A 16,552-nucleotide genomic window follows, 5' to 3' on the forward strand; every position below is an offset into this window, starting at 1 on the left:
TATATATACTATAAAGAACTATTGTGAAAATAACAAAGATTTTTATGTACATGAAAAAATGAGGCTACAACTAGCCTCATTTTTCTTATACCGTTAAATCCAAACCTTTCCTATAATACTCATTCATTACATCTTTTGGAACCATACTTCCACCCGTTCCCCACACAATATGAGTACCTTTTTTCACCTTCTCTGTTACCTGTTGCTTTTGTAAATACTCACCTTCTTTGCATACTTTCACTGGCCCTATCATACCTGCTAGTGCAGAAGGCTCTAAATAAATATTTTCCGTATCAGCTAGTTCTTTTAACAATCTATATAACTCTTCATCGCTTACTGTGTAATTCCCACTCAAAAATGGTTCCATCGTTTTACCGACAAATCCAGATGGCCTTCCTACCGCAAGTCCATCCGCATCTGTTACATTATCAATTCCGATATCTTGAACGGAAATTTTGTCATGAAGGCCTGTCATTAAGCCGAGTAACATACAAGGAGAATGTGTTGGCTCTGCAAAGAAACAATGAACATTATCTTTATACAATAACTTTAAACCGAATGCTACTCCGCCAGGTCCTCCTCCTACTCCGCACGGAAGGTAAACAAATAAAGGATGATCTTCATCTACTACAACCTCTAACTCTTCTAATTGCTTTTGTAATCGTGATCCGGCTACTGCGTATCCTAAAAATAAATCATGTGAGTTTTCATCGTCTACAAAATAACAGCTAGGATCCGCATCCGCTTGTCTTCTTCCTTCTTCTACTGCTTTGCTATAATCATCTTCATATTCAATAACGTTTACACCTTTACTTCTTAATAAATCTTTCTTCCATTCTTTTGCGTCTGCTGACATATGAACAGTTACATTAAAACCTAGATTCGCACTCATAATCCCTATGCTAAGTCCTAAATTCCCTGTAGAACCTACTGCAATTGAATATTTCGAGAAAAACTCTCTACATGTATCACTATCTAAAACGGAATAATTATCTTCTTCTGTTACCATTCCGTGCTGCAATGCTAGTTGCTCAGCATGTTTCAACACTTCATAAATGCCGCCCCTAGCTTTAATTGATCCTGATATTGGAAGATGACTATCACATTTTAATAATAATTCTCCTAAAATAGGTTGCTCATATTTTCTCTCTAAAGCTTCTTTCATAGAAGGTATTTTCACTAAAGGTGATTCGATTATGCCGTTCGCCCCTTTCGTTTCAGGAAAAACTTTCGCAATATATGGTGCAAAACGCTTTAATCTCTCTTCCGCATCTTTTACATTCTCTTCATTAAGTGGTGAATCTTTTATTGCTGTTTCATACATTTGTATGTTTGGATTTATCCAAAATACTTCTTCTGTTGCAATAAGCTTATTCACTAATGGATATTCTGCTTGTAATGCCCCTATTTCTTTCATTTTGTTTCCTCCTTATATCCTTGTAGCTCACCATACAATAAATTATAATTAAATTAATTTTAATATAGTTTAACACAAATAATCCAATTTAGTTAATTTTAATTTAATTTATTTAAATATAATTTAATAATTATTAAGGAGATTTTCATTATGGAAAATATAGATATTGGTAAAAAAATTGAAAAACAAAGAAAAGAAAAAGGTTTAACTAGTAAAGAACTAGCAAAGATGGCCGATATTACACCATCAATGTTAAGTCAAATTGAGCGCGGGTCCGCTAACCCTTCTATCCAAACATTAAAAGTGCTTGCTAAAGCTCTTGATGTGCCAACATTTAGCTTTTTACTTGAAGATACAAATACAGACGATTTAATTGTACGTTCCCATAAACGAAAGAAAATGATTATTGATAATTTATCATATGAAATGCTTTCACCTGATTTCACTGGAAATTTAGCAACAGCAATTATGACCGTCCCGCCTAATACAGCTTCATCAGAAAATGTGCTAGAACATAAAGGAGAAGAATTAGCATTTGTCTTAGATGGGAAAATCACATTATATTTAAATGAGGAAGAATACGTATTAGAAACTGGCGACAGCGTAAAGATACCTGCTTATTTAAAGCATAAATGGGAGAATCATTTTGAAAAAAACGCGATAGTCTTATTTTCTGTTACTCCGCCGATTTTTTAATGTATCAATAAAAACAGGATGATTCTTATAAAATGAGGATTATCCTGTTTTTATTAAATAAGAAAGTGAAATTTTTGTTAAAAACTTAACAGTTGGACCCAATCCGAACAATCCTCCTAAAAACATATTTACAAGTAAAACTATCCCTCCCATTGATGCTAACGTATCATGAGTCAGATTCATCCCACCACTACCAGAGGCACTTGTAATATTCACATAAAAATAAGAAATATGTAAAAATTAATTAATTTTTCAGAATTTTGTTGAAAAATATGGTAAAATCACTCTTATACTTCTTCTATTTTGCTATTATAGAAATAATTAAATTAGGATACTTTTATCGAATGGGGGAATATATAATGAGTGTGTTATTAAAAGGGCATGAACAGATTGTCAACGAATTAAACATTTTATATCAAGTAATGGTAGCGGAGCAATTAATTGAAGCGAAACAATTAAAAGAAAAAATAGAGAAACAGATTAATAAAATTGAAGCTGATCAAAATCTATCGCTTTACTACTCCCTACTAAACTTTAAATATAAGGTCCTAACCGATTGGACAAACATTAAATATGATACTTTTAGTCAAATTGTTCGTTTAGACAATCCAATAACTGAAGACTTTATTACTTATTATTATCACTTTTTTAAAGCTGAACATGCTACCATTATTGGAAATTATGATGAAGCAAAAAAAGAATACGAAAAAGCTGAATCCCTTTTAAAACATGTACCAGGCGAACTAGAAGAAGCTGAATATAAATATAAATTCGCTATATTTAATCACCATACAAACAAACCACTTACAGCAATCAATTATGCAAATCAAGCTAAAGAGATTTTCTCAAAATATCCACGTTATGAAATTAAAATAGCTCTATGCGAAAACATTTTAGGCTCATGTTCTGTTTATTTAAAACAATTCGAACAAGCCGAAGAGAACTATAATTCAGCAATCAATATTTTACAAAAGCTGAAAGACGATACACTAATCTTAAAAGTTCGAAATAACTTAGGTTGGCTCTACTCTTCTCAAAATCTATCAACCCTTGCTATTAGACATCTTACAATAGTTACAAACAAATTACCTAAACACCTAAAAGCCAATTTTCTACAAGCCAAAGAACATTTTAGTTTAAATGAAAAAGAAATTGCAAACGATTGGGTTCAAAAAGGCTTAGAAATTTGTAATGAATTAAATAATCAAGAATATAAACACCATTTCACTATCTTAAAAACACAACACACTGGTATTCTAGACGACTTAGAAAACGCAATCATTGCAGGCACTACATATTTTAACAGTAAAGAATTATACGATTATGTACAAGAATATTACGAATTATTAGCAGTAGAATTTCATAAAGTGAATAAAATAGAGAAATCTCAAAAATATTTTTTCAATACTTACGAAGCAAAACAAAAATTATTAACTAAGGAGGCACTAAGATAATGAAAAAGATTAGTTTAGCTATTTTAACCTTTACATGCATACTTGCTTTTGGATTTAATAATTTTACTGAAAGTCAACAAGCAAAACAACTTCCAAAATGGGATACAGATAAACAAGAAACACATGCAGACCTATAGAAACCTAAAAACCCCTAATAAAGGGGTTTTTAGATTTCTACAATATAATGATTTAGCATATGATGAAGAAATATGCTTATAAAAGATAGCCATATACTCTCTGTACATGGCTATCTTTTATTTTTTCGACACCAACAAAATCCCTAAACTAATAATACAAAAGCTCATTATTTGCTCTGCTGATAGACCAAACAGAACCGAATTTTGTTCACTAACAAGCGAAATAATAATATGAGCAAACCCCTCAATAATTAGAAAAACACTTATATTCTTTCCATTTCCGAGCCTTTCATTTTTCATCCATAACAAGCCCATTATACAAAGAGCAAGGCTGATCTCATATACGAAAATAGGGTGATATAAAAGTTTAGATTCATATATTTTCATTCCCCATGGTAGTGTCGTTTGTGCACCTACTTCATGATGTAATAGAAAATAAAAGATAATACTCACACACAGACCCAAAGGCAATGCATCAAGTAAAATACGAAGCGAAAATTGCTCCTTTTTACTTTTCCAAACAATGTATACACTCGCAATCACGCATCCTACTACAATATGTTGCATACTTCCAACAGCTAATATTGCTTGCACTGGCGCCCCAAAGGCCCATACAGGATTTAAAATTGATGGTGCAAACTTCCATACAAATACGATGATAAGAAAAGCATTTGTTACGGCATCCATCATTTTTTCATATGATACATTTTGATGCCTCATCTTTCGTTTCATCAACACAAATCCAAATAGACTTCCAATTATAAGAGATATGGGTTGTAACCTCACGATCCACTCCATCGTCACGAAATCTCCTTTTAATTCTCAATCAATTTCTTAAATTTCTTTTCTAATTGATCTGGTGGTAATACACCTCGTACATGATCTACTATAATTCCATCTTTATTAACAAAAAATGTCGTCGGTAAAGAGAATACTTTATAATCTAGTCCAGCTACTCCGTCCATATCTAATAGAACAGGAAACTCAAACCCATAGCGATTAGCAAATGCGCTTGCTTCTTGTACTGGGTCACTAACAGTTGCATTCACCGCAAAAATTTCAACATCCTTTTTATATTTATCATACATATGAACTAAATCAGGTGCCTCCATTTCACACGGCCCACACCATGATGCCCAAAAATTAATAATATATGGTTTTCCCTTAGCATCATTTAACGACTGCAACTTTCCGTCTAATCCTTTTAATGTGATGCTAGGTGCTTTAAAACCGACTTGTGGTAATACTTCTTTCTCCTGTAACTCTGCTTGCTTTGCTTTTCTTTCCTTTTCTTCTTTCTTTGAATTATAAAAGTTAACCCCCGCCCAAACGAGAGCACCTACTAGTATAATAGCAATTAGTTTCTTCACTTTTCTTCCTCCTCATTTTTAAAAACCTGTAAATCCACCGAATAGTCGAATAAAGAATGCTGTAATTTTCGTCATTTGATTTGTATACAATAAAATACCCGTTACAATCATCATTCCACCGCCAATTTTCATCATGACATTGGCATATGTAACAATCCATTTTACCTTCCCAATAAAGAATGCCATCACGAAAAATGGAACCGCAAACCCAAGAGTATACGCTGTAATATAAAGAAGTGCCCCTTCAGGATTCGTCGCGCCAAGCATGAGTACAGCTGAAAATATCGGTCCAACACATGGCGTCCAACCCGCTGCATATGTCATACCGACTAAAATCGAGCGAATAAATCCAGTCGATTTACTTCTATACTGCACCTTTTTCTCTGCCATAAGCCACTTAGGCTGAAACAAGCCCGTCATAAATAGCCCCATTAAAACAATAAAAATCCCACCAATTTGTTGAATCAATTTTTGGTTAGATGAAAATGTTATTCCAATCCAACTTACCGATAAACCTAACGCGTAAAATATAACCGAAAATCCGATCATAAAAAATACTGTATGTATAATCGCTGATTTTTGCATAATCCCACGATTTTCTTTTAAATCTTGAATAGACACACCTGTAATATAAGATAAATAAGATGGATATAGCGGTAAAGAGCACGGTGATATAAATGACAATACTCCCGCCCCAGCCACAAGCCAAATTGTTAAATCTGCTGCATTCATTTTATTCCCCCTGAAACACTACAATGAGTAGTGTTTATTCTAAAAAAAAGAGGCTATATGCACTCTCCGACAATAAGTACAACCGACATACAGAATAAACCTACTGTTACATATACCGAATTCGTATGTAACGGAATAGTAAGCTTAACAACCTTTTCATTTAACACTTGCTCGATTCGTAAATTTATTGCTGTTTTTGCAAATGAAGCTGTAACACATCGATTTTCCATTGTCTTTATTTTAATTAATTTTAATAACGCGCTACCTAACTCAAGTGAGGATTCCATTTTTTGCATCGCATATTTATCAGCAGCTAGTTCCTGATACGTATGATATCGCTGTAACAACCCTTTTAATATTGGTATGTACATCATTCCTTCTGCTAATAGCGTAAAACAAAATAATTTTAGCGGATCCCAATTCTTTTGATGATATTCTTCATGGAAAATAATTGCATCCATTTCTTCATCTGAAAATGTTTGAAGCATCCCTTCTGACATGACAACTTTCGGACGAAATAGCCCAATTGTAAATGCCGCAACTTCCGTAGTCGGCAATATATATATTTGTTTTCCTTTTCGGATGAAAGGGATAAGTACTTTTTGTAATTTTTTACTATAGAAAAATTGTCGCCAAATTCTTTTGCACACGATTAATACAGTAAGTAATAATAATCCAGCGATTATTATACGAATCAGCGATAATTCTTTCATATGTTTTTCTAACTGGAACAAGCAAAATTTTGAAAGAAGGAACATCTTATTTTGAAACAGAAATGGATATGTAACGTAATACAGTAACAAGCTGAAAAAGAGGGTACTAACAATTACTGCTAACAATACGATTTTACGCATTTGCCATTTCATTTCATTAATCCTCTTTTTTTAACTGACTCAATTTGTCTTCTAACTTTTTTATTAAAGTCGGATCAGCCTGCTCTAACTCATCTAACATATGATTTACAACTAAATCTCCAAATTCCCCCATCAATTCCTGTGTCATTTTCTTCGTTTGATTGGATAAGAATTCTTCTTTCGTTTGTACAGCACGATATATGCCACTTCTTTTCACAGTCTGTTTTTCTAAGTGTAATTTCTCTACTAACCTGTTCATAACTGTCATAACAGTGTTAAAATTCACAGGTGATTCTTCACTTAATTTCTGCTGCACTTCTTTAATCGTAATACCATCGCTAGACCAAACAATCTCCATAATTTTTGCTTCAAGCGGTCCAAAGAAATGATTTAACCCGTGCTCATTTAACTTATAGTTTTGAGTAAACATTGTACAACTCCTTTCACACTACGAATTGTAGTATAAATTAAATGAAAGGTCAAACGTAAATGATATATACGAAAATTAACTACCTATAAATACATAGGCTATTCCATTCATTTTAAACCTAATTTTTCTCCAAATGTATCAAAAAGGTACTGCTCTAATATTTGTACACTAAACTTCTCATTACGCCCAAGGGCAAATAATTCCCGATCTTTCGCTACGATAGTATCTAATGGAATAGCTACATTATCCACGATTTTTGTAATTTCAATTATATTACTTTTTACATTTACTTCTGTTTTAAATTCAACGTTTTCTAACACTATATGTGAACGTCTTCCTGATGCAAAAAAAGTAAAATTAGGATTTTTAACAACGCCAATTTCAGTCTCTAACGCATATAAATAGTGAAAAATTACATCTCTATGTCCATCTTTTATTATTTTTTCATCCTTCTCATCGTCTAAGTATTCTTTCAGCTTCGTTGTAAATTCAAATCGAAAATCCACTTTTTTCACGCTCCTTCTTTGTATTTCATATTAAATAAATATATTGAAATAATTTTACCATATTGTAATACAACTTCCTATTAAAAGTAAAAACTGTTTTAGAAAATCGCTATTATTTCCGATACCCTTTTAAAATATAAGTATAAATTCAATATGAATGAATGCGTCATTATATCTATTTAAACATATTTTTTCCATATTTTGAAACATTAGTATGAAATATTATATATCAATGAATGGTTTCTAATGCATTGGTATATATAGTCAGTAGTTTCTTTACTATTCCGATATACTTAAGCTATATTTTCTAATTATTGATTACATTACGGAAGGAATGTAACTCTCTTCTATCGAATTTTTATATAACAAAAATGATTAGGTGGTGCTTTACTATGAAATTAGCTGTCATTGGTGGCGGTGATTTACAAGATTCAAATCACTTGCCTATTAATGAACGCCTTATAGAATTAACAAATAAACAGTACCCAAAAATATTGTTTATTCCAACGGCTAGTCATGATGATGAAAGCTATATAAAATTATTTTTAGACACGTTTGAAAAACAATTACATTGTGAAGTACAAATTTTACGTACTACAACAGATTCACCTTCAAAGTATGAAATAGACGAGATGATTCATTCAGCCGATTTAATTTATTTAGGTGGCGGGAACTATATTCACATGCTTACGCAATGGAAAGAACATAGACTCGATGAAAAATTATTATTGGCTCTGCAGCAAGGAACACTTATTGCTGGTTATAGCGCTGGTGCTATGTGTTGGTTCACGTCTAGTATCCGATCAGATTATGAAGGTTCTGGTTATATAGAGAGTAACGGATGGGGGATTGTTAATAAAAGATTTTGTCCACATTATAATCAATTAAACAGAATGAACGCCTTCCATTCCTTTTTACAAAATCATCAAGGGAATATAGAAGGAATTGCACTCGAGGATAATTGCGCTTTATATATTACAGAGGAATCCTTTGAGATTATCGGTGAACCGGAAAAAGCGTGGGAGTTTTATATGAGTGATAAAACACTCATTAGACAACATTTTGATATCACTTTAAAAAGCTATTTGTAAACCTGCACTTACGAAAAAATGTCTCTAAGTCTAATAACTTAGGGACATTTTTCTATTTAACTAACTAATCGTGTAATTCGTTTCTTTTGCCATGAAAGCTTATAATATGCATACTGTAATATTAAGCTGACAATAAATGCTGCTGGATACCCGATCCAAATGCCTTCTATTCCAAGACTTGTATGGTAAGAAAGATAATATGCTACGGGTACTTCTACAAGCCAAATTGAAACAACTCCAATAACAGTTGGCCAAAGTACTGTACCGCTCGCTCGCATTGTCGCACTAATAATTTGTGCATGACCGAAAATTAAATAACTCCATAACGTAATCATAACTAAGCTATGAGCAATTTCAATTGTAGTTTGACTCGTTAAAAATAGTGATAAGATGTCTCTTGAGAATAAGTAAATAAGAGATATTAACAAACCACCGATGACGTAGTTCATAATAATTCCAGCCTTCACAACTTTCTGCAATCGATCAAATTGATTCGCACCAATCGATTGTGCCGCAAAAATGGAAACTGTAATACCAAGGCTAACTGCTGGCATTTGTACATAACTTGCAACTTGATTCACAACGCCGTAAGCAGCTGTTGCATCCGAACCGTAACGATTTACAAATGCGATTACGGCAATCTCAGATAATGATACTAATATCATATTTATACTTGCTGGTATACCGAGCCTTAGCAATAGCTTTAATAACTCCCCATCCATTCGAAGGTATTTTCTAACCGTGCCATCTAGTTGTAATGGGTGATTTTTCTTCTTTAAATACACAAGCATGACAATAAACGTAATAACTGTAGATATAACAGATGCATAGGCCGCTCCATACACATCTAATTTCGGAGCTCCTAACCATCCAAAAATAAGAATCGGTAATAAGATCATATTTAGCGCTGTACTTACAATTAAAAAGTAAAATGGCGTTTTAGAATCTCCTGTACCTCTCATAAATGTTGTATATGCGAAATATAAAAATAATACTGGCATCGATATAAATAAAATCCGTGCATAATGTACACTTATTTCAATAATATTTTCTGGCGTTCCCATTAGACGCATAATATCCATCGCAAAAATACTGCCTATTATCGCCAACACAACTCCAATAATAAAGGTAAACGTCAACGTCGTACCAACGATAGCTTTTAAACGATCTTCGTTTTTAGCACCAAACGCCTGACCAATTAAAATAGAGCTTCCTGAACCGATACCAATTACAAATGAAACGAGCAAGAAAAATAATGGGAAGAATGCTGATATAGCCGCTAAATCATTAACTCCAAGCCATCTTCCTACTACTACCATACCAAATAATTGTCCAACTGATTGTAGTACATTACTTAATAATAACGGTACTAAAAACATCGACATCGATTTCCAAATCGGTTTACTCTCACTTTCCAACTTATGTGACTCCGCACCTTCTTTATTGTTATCTGCAGGTGGTTTCAAATTTCATTTCTCCTTTTATTAAACATCTATTTTCAATCTCTATCTCTTTGTATAGTTGTTATAATACTGTGCTTCTATTCATTTTCTTTTCGTATAATTATAACTTCACCCAATATTGACTTCCATCGGCTGTTCGATCTAAAAATCCATATTCGATTAAATATCTTCTTAATGTTACAAAATCAGGGTATACATTTTCTATCACTGTATTTACTTCTTTTTCAGTATACTTTTTATTACTATCAAACTTCTTCACTAAATGGCGCAATATAATTAATTTACGCTTTTGTTTCTTCGGAAATTTAGAGAGAGGTCCATCTAACCCTTCTGTAAAATGAGCTTTTAATACTTCATTATTTTCTTCTTCCGTAATATTGTATCGATCATCCACCATCGTTGCTGTTCTATGAATTGGCACAAATTTCGTTTGTACTTTTGATTTTTCTTCTGATAATTCCATTAGCGCTAAAAATACTTTTGCTTGCTTCATTTTCTCTCGCAGTGTAAATCGATGATTACGAATTGTTGATGTACTTCCGCCATCCATTTCTTTTACAATTTCTTTATCATTCAGTCCCATATGGAAAAACTGAACCATTTTCTTTTGTAAATCCGTTAAACCAGTAAATTTCTTATCCATATTTAACAAATAATCAAACATAGACGTATGCTCATTTTGAATATGCAATTGGACGAACTTCTCTGCTTCATACAAAATTTGATTATCTTGATAAATAACACCTTTAATAAATGTTTCACCACAAGCTAAGCAAATGTACTCCTCTTTTTCTTCATCAAACACATACCCTTTCTTTAATTCCTCTATTGACGCATCCCAAAACTTCTCTGAAATATCACTCATACTAAACACTCCTTTAAAATGTTTATTTAAAACTAAACAAATCAGCATAACGTTTATTATCACTTCATCATCTTATCACAACGCAAACAAACATTTCAATGTTTCGTTTACCCATTTTATAAACTTTTATAAAAACATCTAACAAAAGGGTTTAATACAACGAAAAGCGAATATGTTTATACAAATTCATTTTATAGGATGTGAAATAGAACATAAATATTCTTCAAGACCCTTAGTTTACCGTTAAACAAATTGCACAGAATACATATGCGATTAGTGAATATGGAACTGGTATTCACTCATTCCAAAACTTCAGTATTCAATTTTAACTACAAAAAAGATGTTTTCGTATAAGAAAACATCCTTTACTTTTTATATATTCTATTTACAGTCTCTACTAAAACCTTACTTACTTGTACAAATGTATGCTTTCGATTTCTATCTTCAACAAATTTATTAGCACAACTACTCATAATCATCATACAACTAATTATGACTAACGCTATCTTTCTATTCTTGTAAGTCACTTCATGCCACTCCACTATTACAAAACTTCTTTTGAATTTATCCCATCAAGAAATTTTACATGAATAATAAAACGTGTGAATATGCAATTATGCATATTCACACGTTTTATCACAATGTTATGATTTAATTTAGTTAAAGAACAAGTATACCGAGGTGACTAACTTGAAGTTTAAAGCGAAAAAAAATCCATTCCACGTCATTTTCATTACATTATTTATAATTATTTTTTTCGTTTCGTTATTCTTCCAAAATGAAAATTCTATTTTTTTCACTCTCATGATGCTATTAAATATCGTGAATCTTTCTTCATTCTATTTCTCTCACTACAACGTAACGGAATCATCTCTTGTTGTAAAACACGGTTTCATACTTCGTACTGAAATCCCATTTAAAGACATTCGCCATATTAAGTACTCTGGCAAAAAACTTCGTTCAAAAAAATGGACGAGGCAACAATTAGAAATTAATTATAATTTATTTGACTCAGTGACCACTTTCGTACCACAAGAAGAAGAAAAATTCATTTCACTCTTAAAAGAGAACTGCCCACAGATGAAAGTAATGAATACGCCCGCTAACAAATAATATATTTTGAAGCTTGCAGTATTGCAAGTAGATGAAACATAAAAATGAACATCAAAAAAGCCAAGATTCTATACTCAGAACCCTGGCTTTTTCTATTACTCTTTTGGAGCAATCATTTTCTTTGGATCTACAATTTCATTAAATTGCTCTTCTGTTAGTAGTCCAGATTGCAATGCTGCTTCTTTTAAAGTTAATCCTTCTTTATGAGCATGCTTCGCAATTTTCGCTGCATTTTCATATCCGATATGTGGGTTTAGCGCTGTTACAAGCATTAGTGAACAATTCACATTTTCATTAATTACTTCTTCATCTGCTTCAATACCAACTGCACAATTGTCATTAAACGAAACAATTGCATCCGCTAATAAGTGAGCTGATTGTAAGAAGTTATAAGCAATAACAGGTTTAAATACATTTAACTCAAAGTTACCTTGGCTCGCAGCAAATCCGATTGTTGCATCATTCCCCATTACTTGCGCTACAACCATCGTTAACGCTTCACTTTGCGTTGGATTTACTTTACCTGGCATAATAGAGCTTCCCGGTTCATTTGCTGGAATAATAATTTCTCCAAGACCACTACGTGGACCACTTGCAAGCCAACGTACATCGTTAGCGATCTTCATTAGATCCGCAGCTAATGCTTTTAATGCACCGTGAGTATATACAACTTCATCATGGCTCGTTAATGCATGGAACTTATTTGGTGCAGAAACAAATTGTTTACCTGTAAATTGACTAATTTCCTCTGATACCATCTCACCAAATTTAGGATGAGCATTAATACCTGTTCCAACCGCAGTTCCACCAATTGCTAACTCTTTCATATATGTATTGCTCTCTGCAATCATACGCTCTGTTTTTTCAAGCATACGGTGCCATCCGCTAATTTCTTGCCCTAAAGTTAACGGCGTTGCATCTTGTAAATGTGTACGACCAATTTTTATAATATGTTCAAATGCAGTTACTTTTTCTGCTAAAGTTTCTTTTAATTTCGTAATTGCTGGTAATACGTGATTTTCTACTGCGATTACACAAGCTACATGAAGCGCCGTTGGAAATGTATCATTTGAACTTTGTGACATGTTCACATCATCATTCGGATGAATGTGTACGTCAGATCCCTTCTCTTTCAAAATTTGATTCCCACGATTTGCAATTACTTCATTCACATTCATGTTTGACTGTGTACCACTACCTGTTTGCCATACGACAAGCGGAAAATGTTCATTCCATTTCCCTGCAATCACTTCATCCGCAGCTTCTACAATTGCTTCTGCTTTTTCTTTTGATAGCTTTCCTAATTTTTGATTGCTAAGCGCTGCACTCTTCTTTAAAATTGCAAATGCTTTTACAATTTCAAGCGGCATTTGCTCTGTTCCAATTGGAAAGTTTTCTTTACTACGTTGTGTTTGTGCTGCCCATAATTTATCAGCTGGAACTTTTATTTCTCCTAATGTATCTCTTTCAATTCTGTACTCCATGTTTTCATCCCCTTGAAAATATAATACCTACATCTCTTATAATAACAGACTTTCTCTTAAATGATAAGAATTCTCACTCTTATATATAGATATTCTATATTTATTTTAAAAAATTCCTCTTGACCTAAACTTAAGTTTAGGCTGTATCCTTTCCATTGTAACCTACTATAACACTACTGGAGGAATTCAATATGAAAAAATATGCTTTTATAACAGGTGCGAATAAAGGAATTGGATATGAACTTGTTCGTCAATTAGCAGAAAAAGATTATCACGTATTTTTAGGTGCTCGTAATGAACAACTTGGACAACAAGCCGTAGAATCTTTAAATGTTTCAAACGTTTCCTATATTCAAGTAGATATTTCAAATTCACAATCCATTCAAGAAGCAACAAAGAAAATTTACGAAACGACTGACCACTTACATTTATTAATTAATAACGCAGGCATAGCGCTAGACTTCAATACGCTACCTAGTGAATTAAATATTGAAACTTTACGCCAAGGATTTGAAGTTAACTTTTTTGGAACTTTCCAAATGATGCAAGCCTTTTTACCATTATTAAAGAAATCCAGCAACAGTAAAATCATAAATGTAACAACTGACATGGCCTCACTAACAATGTTTGCTAATGGTGAAACACATCCAATTAATACACTAGGATATAATTCTTCCAAAACAGCTATTAATGCTTTAACATTAGCTTTTAGTAAAGAATTTTCCACTAACGGTCCAGAAGTATTTGGAGTAACTCCTGGTTTTACAACTACGGATCTTAATGGAAATTCCCCCGGTGGCCATACAACCACTGAAAGTGCTAAAATTATTATTAAATATGCATTAAGTGAAACAAACTATAATGGTAAAATATTTAACAAAGATGGCATTATACCTTGGTAATAAAAGGATGAATGATATGTATTATACAATTGGGCAAGTCGCCAAAATGCAACACTTAACTATTTCTCAAATACGTTATTACGATAAACAAGGACTGTTTCCTTTTCTGCAAAGAAACGAAAAAGGAGATCGAGTTTTTGATGAAGAAGCACTGAAATATTTAGAGATGATTTTGTGTTTAAAAAACACTGGTATGCCAATTCAAAAAATAAAACAATTTATCGACTGGTCTATGGAAGGAGAATCTACCATCCTTCAAAGGTTAGAATTAATGAAACAACAGGAGACCAATGTCTTACAGCTCATTCAAGACACTGAAAAAAACTTAAAAAAGATACAACAAAAAATTGTTAAATATGAGATTGAAATAACTTCAGCAAATGCTATTAAAAAATAAAAATCACCTTCTACATATTGTAGAAGGTGATTTTTATTTTATGATGCTTGCTTTCCTTTATCTGCATCATCTACATACCAGATGAATTTGCCTGTATATCCGTAAATAACTGCTAAAATTAACGATACGAAGCTTAACCACATAAACGGAACGTATGAGAACGTTGCTACACCTAAAATACCAGCCATAAAAATACCATTATCAGACCATGGAACCATACCTGAAGTTAATGTTCCACCTACTTCTGAGTTACGCGCTAATACACGACGGTCTATTTTTAATTTATCATAGCTATCTTCCATAATTTTTGGTGTTAAAATTAGTGATACATACATCGCACAACCAAATATATTAGCTAAGAATGCCACGATTAATGTAGACAATGTTACATTACCTGCAGAATTTAATTTCTTCTCGAATTTTGATACGATTACTTTTAAAACACCTAGTTTTTCAAGTAATCCACCAAATCCTAAACCGAAAATAATAACGGCTACTGAGCCAAGCATGCCGTTAATTCCACCACGGTTTAATAACTTGTCAACAAACTCAACACCAGATTGAATTGAGAATCCGTTATAAGCTGTTCCAATCGCCTCTCCAAAGTTCATCCCTTGGAAAAGAGTTGCCCAAATTGCACCAATTAAAGCTCCCATTGCAATTGTTGGCATAGACGGTTTCTTCATCGCTAATAGAACGATAACAATGACCGCCGGAACAAGCATCCATATTTTAATATCAAATTGCTTTAATAAAGCTTCTTTTAAAAATTCTACTCGATTCAAATCTACATTATCGCCGCCATACATCCAACCAGCTACAGTAAACATAATACTAGTAATAATATAAGCCGGAACATCTAATACGAGCATAGCTCGAACGTGAGCAATAACATCTACTTTCGCCATAGAAGCTGCAAGAACTGTGCTATCAGAAAGTGGTGATAATTTGTCGCCGAAATAAGCTCCTGAAAGAACTGCACCAGCAACAAGCGGAAGTGGTAAACCAAGTCCTTCACCAATCGCCATCATAGCAATACCTGCTGTTCCCACTGTTCCCCAAGACGTTCCTGTTGCGATAGAAGTTATAGAACAAATAATTAATGTTGCTAATAGGAATATGCTAGGGTGAATAAATTCTAATCCATAATAGATTAATGTTGGTACTACCCCACCAGCAATCCATGTTCCAATTAAAGCACCTACTGCAACTAAAATCAGTATTGCTTCTAATCCGTTAGAAATCCCTTTCGTAATTGCATCTTGCAATTCTTGATAACGAAATCCTAATCTTAATCCAAGCGCAATTACTAAAAACCATGAAATAAATAGCGCTAATTGAATTGGGAGATCAAAAATCGTTTGGAAGGAAAAGACAACAGCAAGAAATAGTAATAAAAGAACTATGATTTCTAGCATCGATGGTAATCTTACACTTTTCATTTTTTTCTCTCCTTACAAGTCGATAACATGACGTATGTCGTCTTACATGTATGTAATATACAATTAGCGAAGACAAAACAAAATTTTCATATTATTTCGATTTATTTTTCCAGTATAATATATTCACAACCCTTTCTATTGTAAAAGTAGATTACGTTTTTCGCAATGAAAAATATAAAAAATGTTGTATTTTTATTTA

At 32.8% G+C, this 16,552-nt stretch carries 19 protein-coding genes; 7 read left to right on the top strand and 12 right to left on the bottom strand.

What is annotated here, in order from left to right:
- Positions 1 to 85: 85 nt before the first annotated feature.
- Positions 86 to 1,417: a D-serine ammonia-lyase gene (locus ACS2FK_RS16160; protein WP_063547006.1), complete on the bottom strand. Its 1,332-nt coding sequence runs from the start codon at positions 1,415 to 1,417 to the stop codon at positions 86 to 88.
- Positions 1,418 to 1,567: 150 nt separating this feature from the next.
- Between ACS2FK_RS16160 and ACS2FK_RS16165 the strand changes: the two genes are divergently transcribed.
- Complete coding sequence (locus ACS2FK_RS16165) at positions 1,568 to 2,113, top strand: helix-turn-helix domain-containing protein (RefSeq protein WP_063547005.1); 546 nt, start codon at positions 1,568 to 1,570, stop codon at positions 2,111 to 2,113.
- 39 nt (positions 2,114 to 2,152) lie between these two features.
- Here the strand turns inward: ACS2FK_RS16165 and ACS2FK_RS16170 are convergent, their stop codons facing one another.
- Positions 2,153 to 2,329 (bottom strand): hypothetical protein, encoded by a 177-nt coding sequence (locus ACS2FK_RS16170; RefSeq protein ID WP_002025592.1) that lies wholly within the window; start codon positions 2,327 to 2,329, stop codon positions 2,153 to 2,155.
- A gap of 143 nt (positions 2,330 to 2,472) precedes the next feature.
- On the opposite strand from ACS2FK_RS16170, the gene ACS2FK_RS16175 reads away from it, so the two are divergent.
- Both ACS2FK_RS16175 and ACS2FK_RS16180 read left to right on the top strand, forming a co-directional pair.
- Positions 2,473 to 3,567 (top strand): tetratricopeptide repeat protein, encoded by a 1,095-nt coding sequence (locus tag ACS2FK_RS16175; RefSeq protein ID WP_000114845.1) that lies wholly within the window; start codon positions 2,473 to 2,475, stop codon positions 3,565 to 3,567.
- Positions 3,567 to 3,704, top strand: coding sequence for a hypothetical protein (locus tag ACS2FK_RS16180; RefSeq protein ID WP_000724012.1), 138 nt, complete (start codon positions 3,567 to 3,569; stop codon positions 3,702 to 3,704). Before ACS2FK_RS16175 ends, ACS2FK_RS16180 begins: the two co-directional genes overlap by 1 nt.
- A gap of 117 nt (positions 3,705 to 3,821) precedes the next feature.
- Here the strand turns inward: ACS2FK_RS16180 and ACS2FK_RS16185 are convergent, their stop codons facing one another.
- From ACS2FK_RS16185 to ACS2FK_RS16210, 6 genes are all read right to left on the bottom strand, one after another.
- Complete coding sequence (locus ACS2FK_RS16185) at positions 3,822 to 4,502, bottom strand: prolipoprotein diacylglyceryl transferase family protein (RefSeq protein WP_000454853.1); 681 nt, start codon at positions 4,500 to 4,502, stop codon at positions 3,822 to 3,824.
- Between the two features lie 17 nt (positions 4,503 to 4,519).
- On the bottom strand, positions 4,520 to 5,074 hold the full coding sequence (locus ACS2FK_RS16190) for a TlpA family protein disulfide reductase (RefSeq protein ID WP_000733187.1): 555 nt from the start codon (positions 5,072 to 5,074) through the stop codon (positions 4,520 to 4,522).
- An 18-nt stretch (positions 5,075 to 5,092) separates the two neighbouring features.
- Positions 5,093 to 5,806 carry a cytochrome c-type biogenesis protein CcdA gene (gene ccdA / locus ACS2FK_RS16195; protein WP_000990439.1) on the bottom strand — a complete coding sequence of 238 codons (714 nt, stop codon included), beginning with the start codon at positions 5,804 to 5,806 and terminating at the stop codon, positions 5,093 to 5,095.
- 53 nt (positions 5,807 to 5,859) lie between these two features.
- On the bottom strand, positions 5,860 to 6,672 hold the full coding sequence (locus ACS2FK_RS16200; RefSeq protein ID WP_023521637.1) for a M56 family metallopeptidase: 813 nt from the start codon (positions 6,670 to 6,672) through the stop codon (positions 5,860 to 5,862).
- 4 nt (positions 6,673 to 6,676) lie between these two features.
- A complete protein-coding gene (locus ACS2FK_RS16205) occupies positions 6,677 to 7,090 on the bottom strand; it encodes a BlaI/MecI/CopY family transcriptional regulator (protein WP_000495052.1) in 414 nt (137 codons plus the stop codon).
- A gap of 107 nt (positions 7,091 to 7,197) precedes the next feature.
- On the bottom strand, positions 7,198 to 7,596 hold the full coding sequence (locus ACS2FK_RS16210) for a DUF3942 family protein (RefSeq protein ID WP_000347525.1): 399 nt from the start codon (positions 7,594 to 7,596) through the stop codon (positions 7,198 to 7,200).
- Positions 7,597 to 7,988: 392 nt separating this feature from the next.
- On the opposite strand from ACS2FK_RS16210, the gene ACS2FK_RS16215 reads away from it, so the two are divergent.
- The gene (locus ACS2FK_RS16215) at positions 7,989 to 8,687 is read left to right on the top strand and encodes a peptidase E (RefSeq protein WP_000762116.1); all 699 of its coding nucleotides are present in this window, start codon (positions 7,989 to 7,991) and stop codon (positions 8,685 to 8,687) included.
- 56 nt (positions 8,688 to 8,743) lie between these two features.
- On the opposite strand, the gene ACS2FK_RS16220 is transcribed toward ACS2FK_RS16215, so the two are convergent.
- Positions 8,744 to 10,153, bottom strand: a complete 1,410-nt coding sequence (locus ACS2FK_RS16220; RefSeq protein WP_000804123.1) for an MATE family efflux transporter — start codon at positions 10,151 to 10,153, stop codon at positions 8,744 to 8,746.
- Between the two features lie 97 nt (positions 10,154 to 10,250).
- Positions 10,251 to 11,015, bottom strand: coding sequence for a DUF2087 domain-containing protein (locus ACS2FK_RS16225; protein WP_001280273.1), 765 nt, complete (start codon positions 11,013 to 11,015; stop codon positions 10,251 to 10,253).
- A gap of 690 nt (positions 11,016 to 11,705) precedes the next feature.
- Here ACS2FK_RS16225 and ACS2FK_RS16230 point away from each other — a divergent pair.
- On the top strand, positions 11,706 to 12,128 hold the full coding sequence (locus ACS2FK_RS16230) for a PH domain-containing protein (RefSeq protein WP_000669072.1): 423 nt from the start codon (positions 11,706 to 11,708) through the stop codon (positions 12,126 to 12,128).
- Positions 12,129 to 12,223: 95 nt separating this feature from the next.
- Here the strand turns inward: ACS2FK_RS16230 and fumC are convergent, their stop codons facing one another.
- Complete coding sequence (gene fumC, locus ACS2FK_RS16235; protein ID WP_063547004.1) at positions 12,224 to 13,612, bottom strand: class II fumarate hydratase; 1,389 nt, start codon at positions 13,610 to 13,612, stop codon at positions 12,224 to 12,226.
- A gap of 191 nt (positions 13,613 to 13,803) precedes the next feature.
- On the opposite strand from fumC, the gene ACS2FK_RS16240 reads away from it, so the two are divergent.
- The gene (locus ACS2FK_RS16240; RefSeq protein ID WP_000759553.1) at positions 13,804 to 14,514 is read left to right on the top strand and encodes an SDR family NAD(P)-dependent oxidoreductase; all 711 of its coding nucleotides are present in this window, start codon (positions 13,804 to 13,806) and stop codon (positions 14,512 to 14,514) included.
- Between the two features lie 16 nt (positions 14,515 to 14,530).
- A complete protein-coding gene (locus ACS2FK_RS16245; RefSeq protein WP_063549274.1) occupies positions 14,531 to 14,911 on the top strand; it encodes a MerR family transcriptional regulator in 381 nt (126 codons plus the stop codon).
- A gap of 38 nt (positions 14,912 to 14,949) precedes the next feature.
- Here ACS2FK_RS16245 and nhaC read toward each other — a convergent pair whose 3' ends face one another.
- On the bottom strand, positions 14,950 to 16,353 hold the full coding sequence (gene nhaC / locus ACS2FK_RS16250; RefSeq protein ID WP_000843992.1) for a Na+/H+ antiporter NhaC: 1,404 nt from the start codon (positions 16,351 to 16,353) through the stop codon (positions 14,950 to 14,952).
- Between the last annotated feature and the right edge of the window lie 199 nt (positions 16,354 to 16,552).

This window comes from Bacillus cereus group sp. BceL220, assembly GCF_051776965.1.
Lineage (GTDB): Bacteria > Bacillota > Bacilli > Bacillales > Bacillaceae_G > Bacillus_A > Bacillus_A cereus.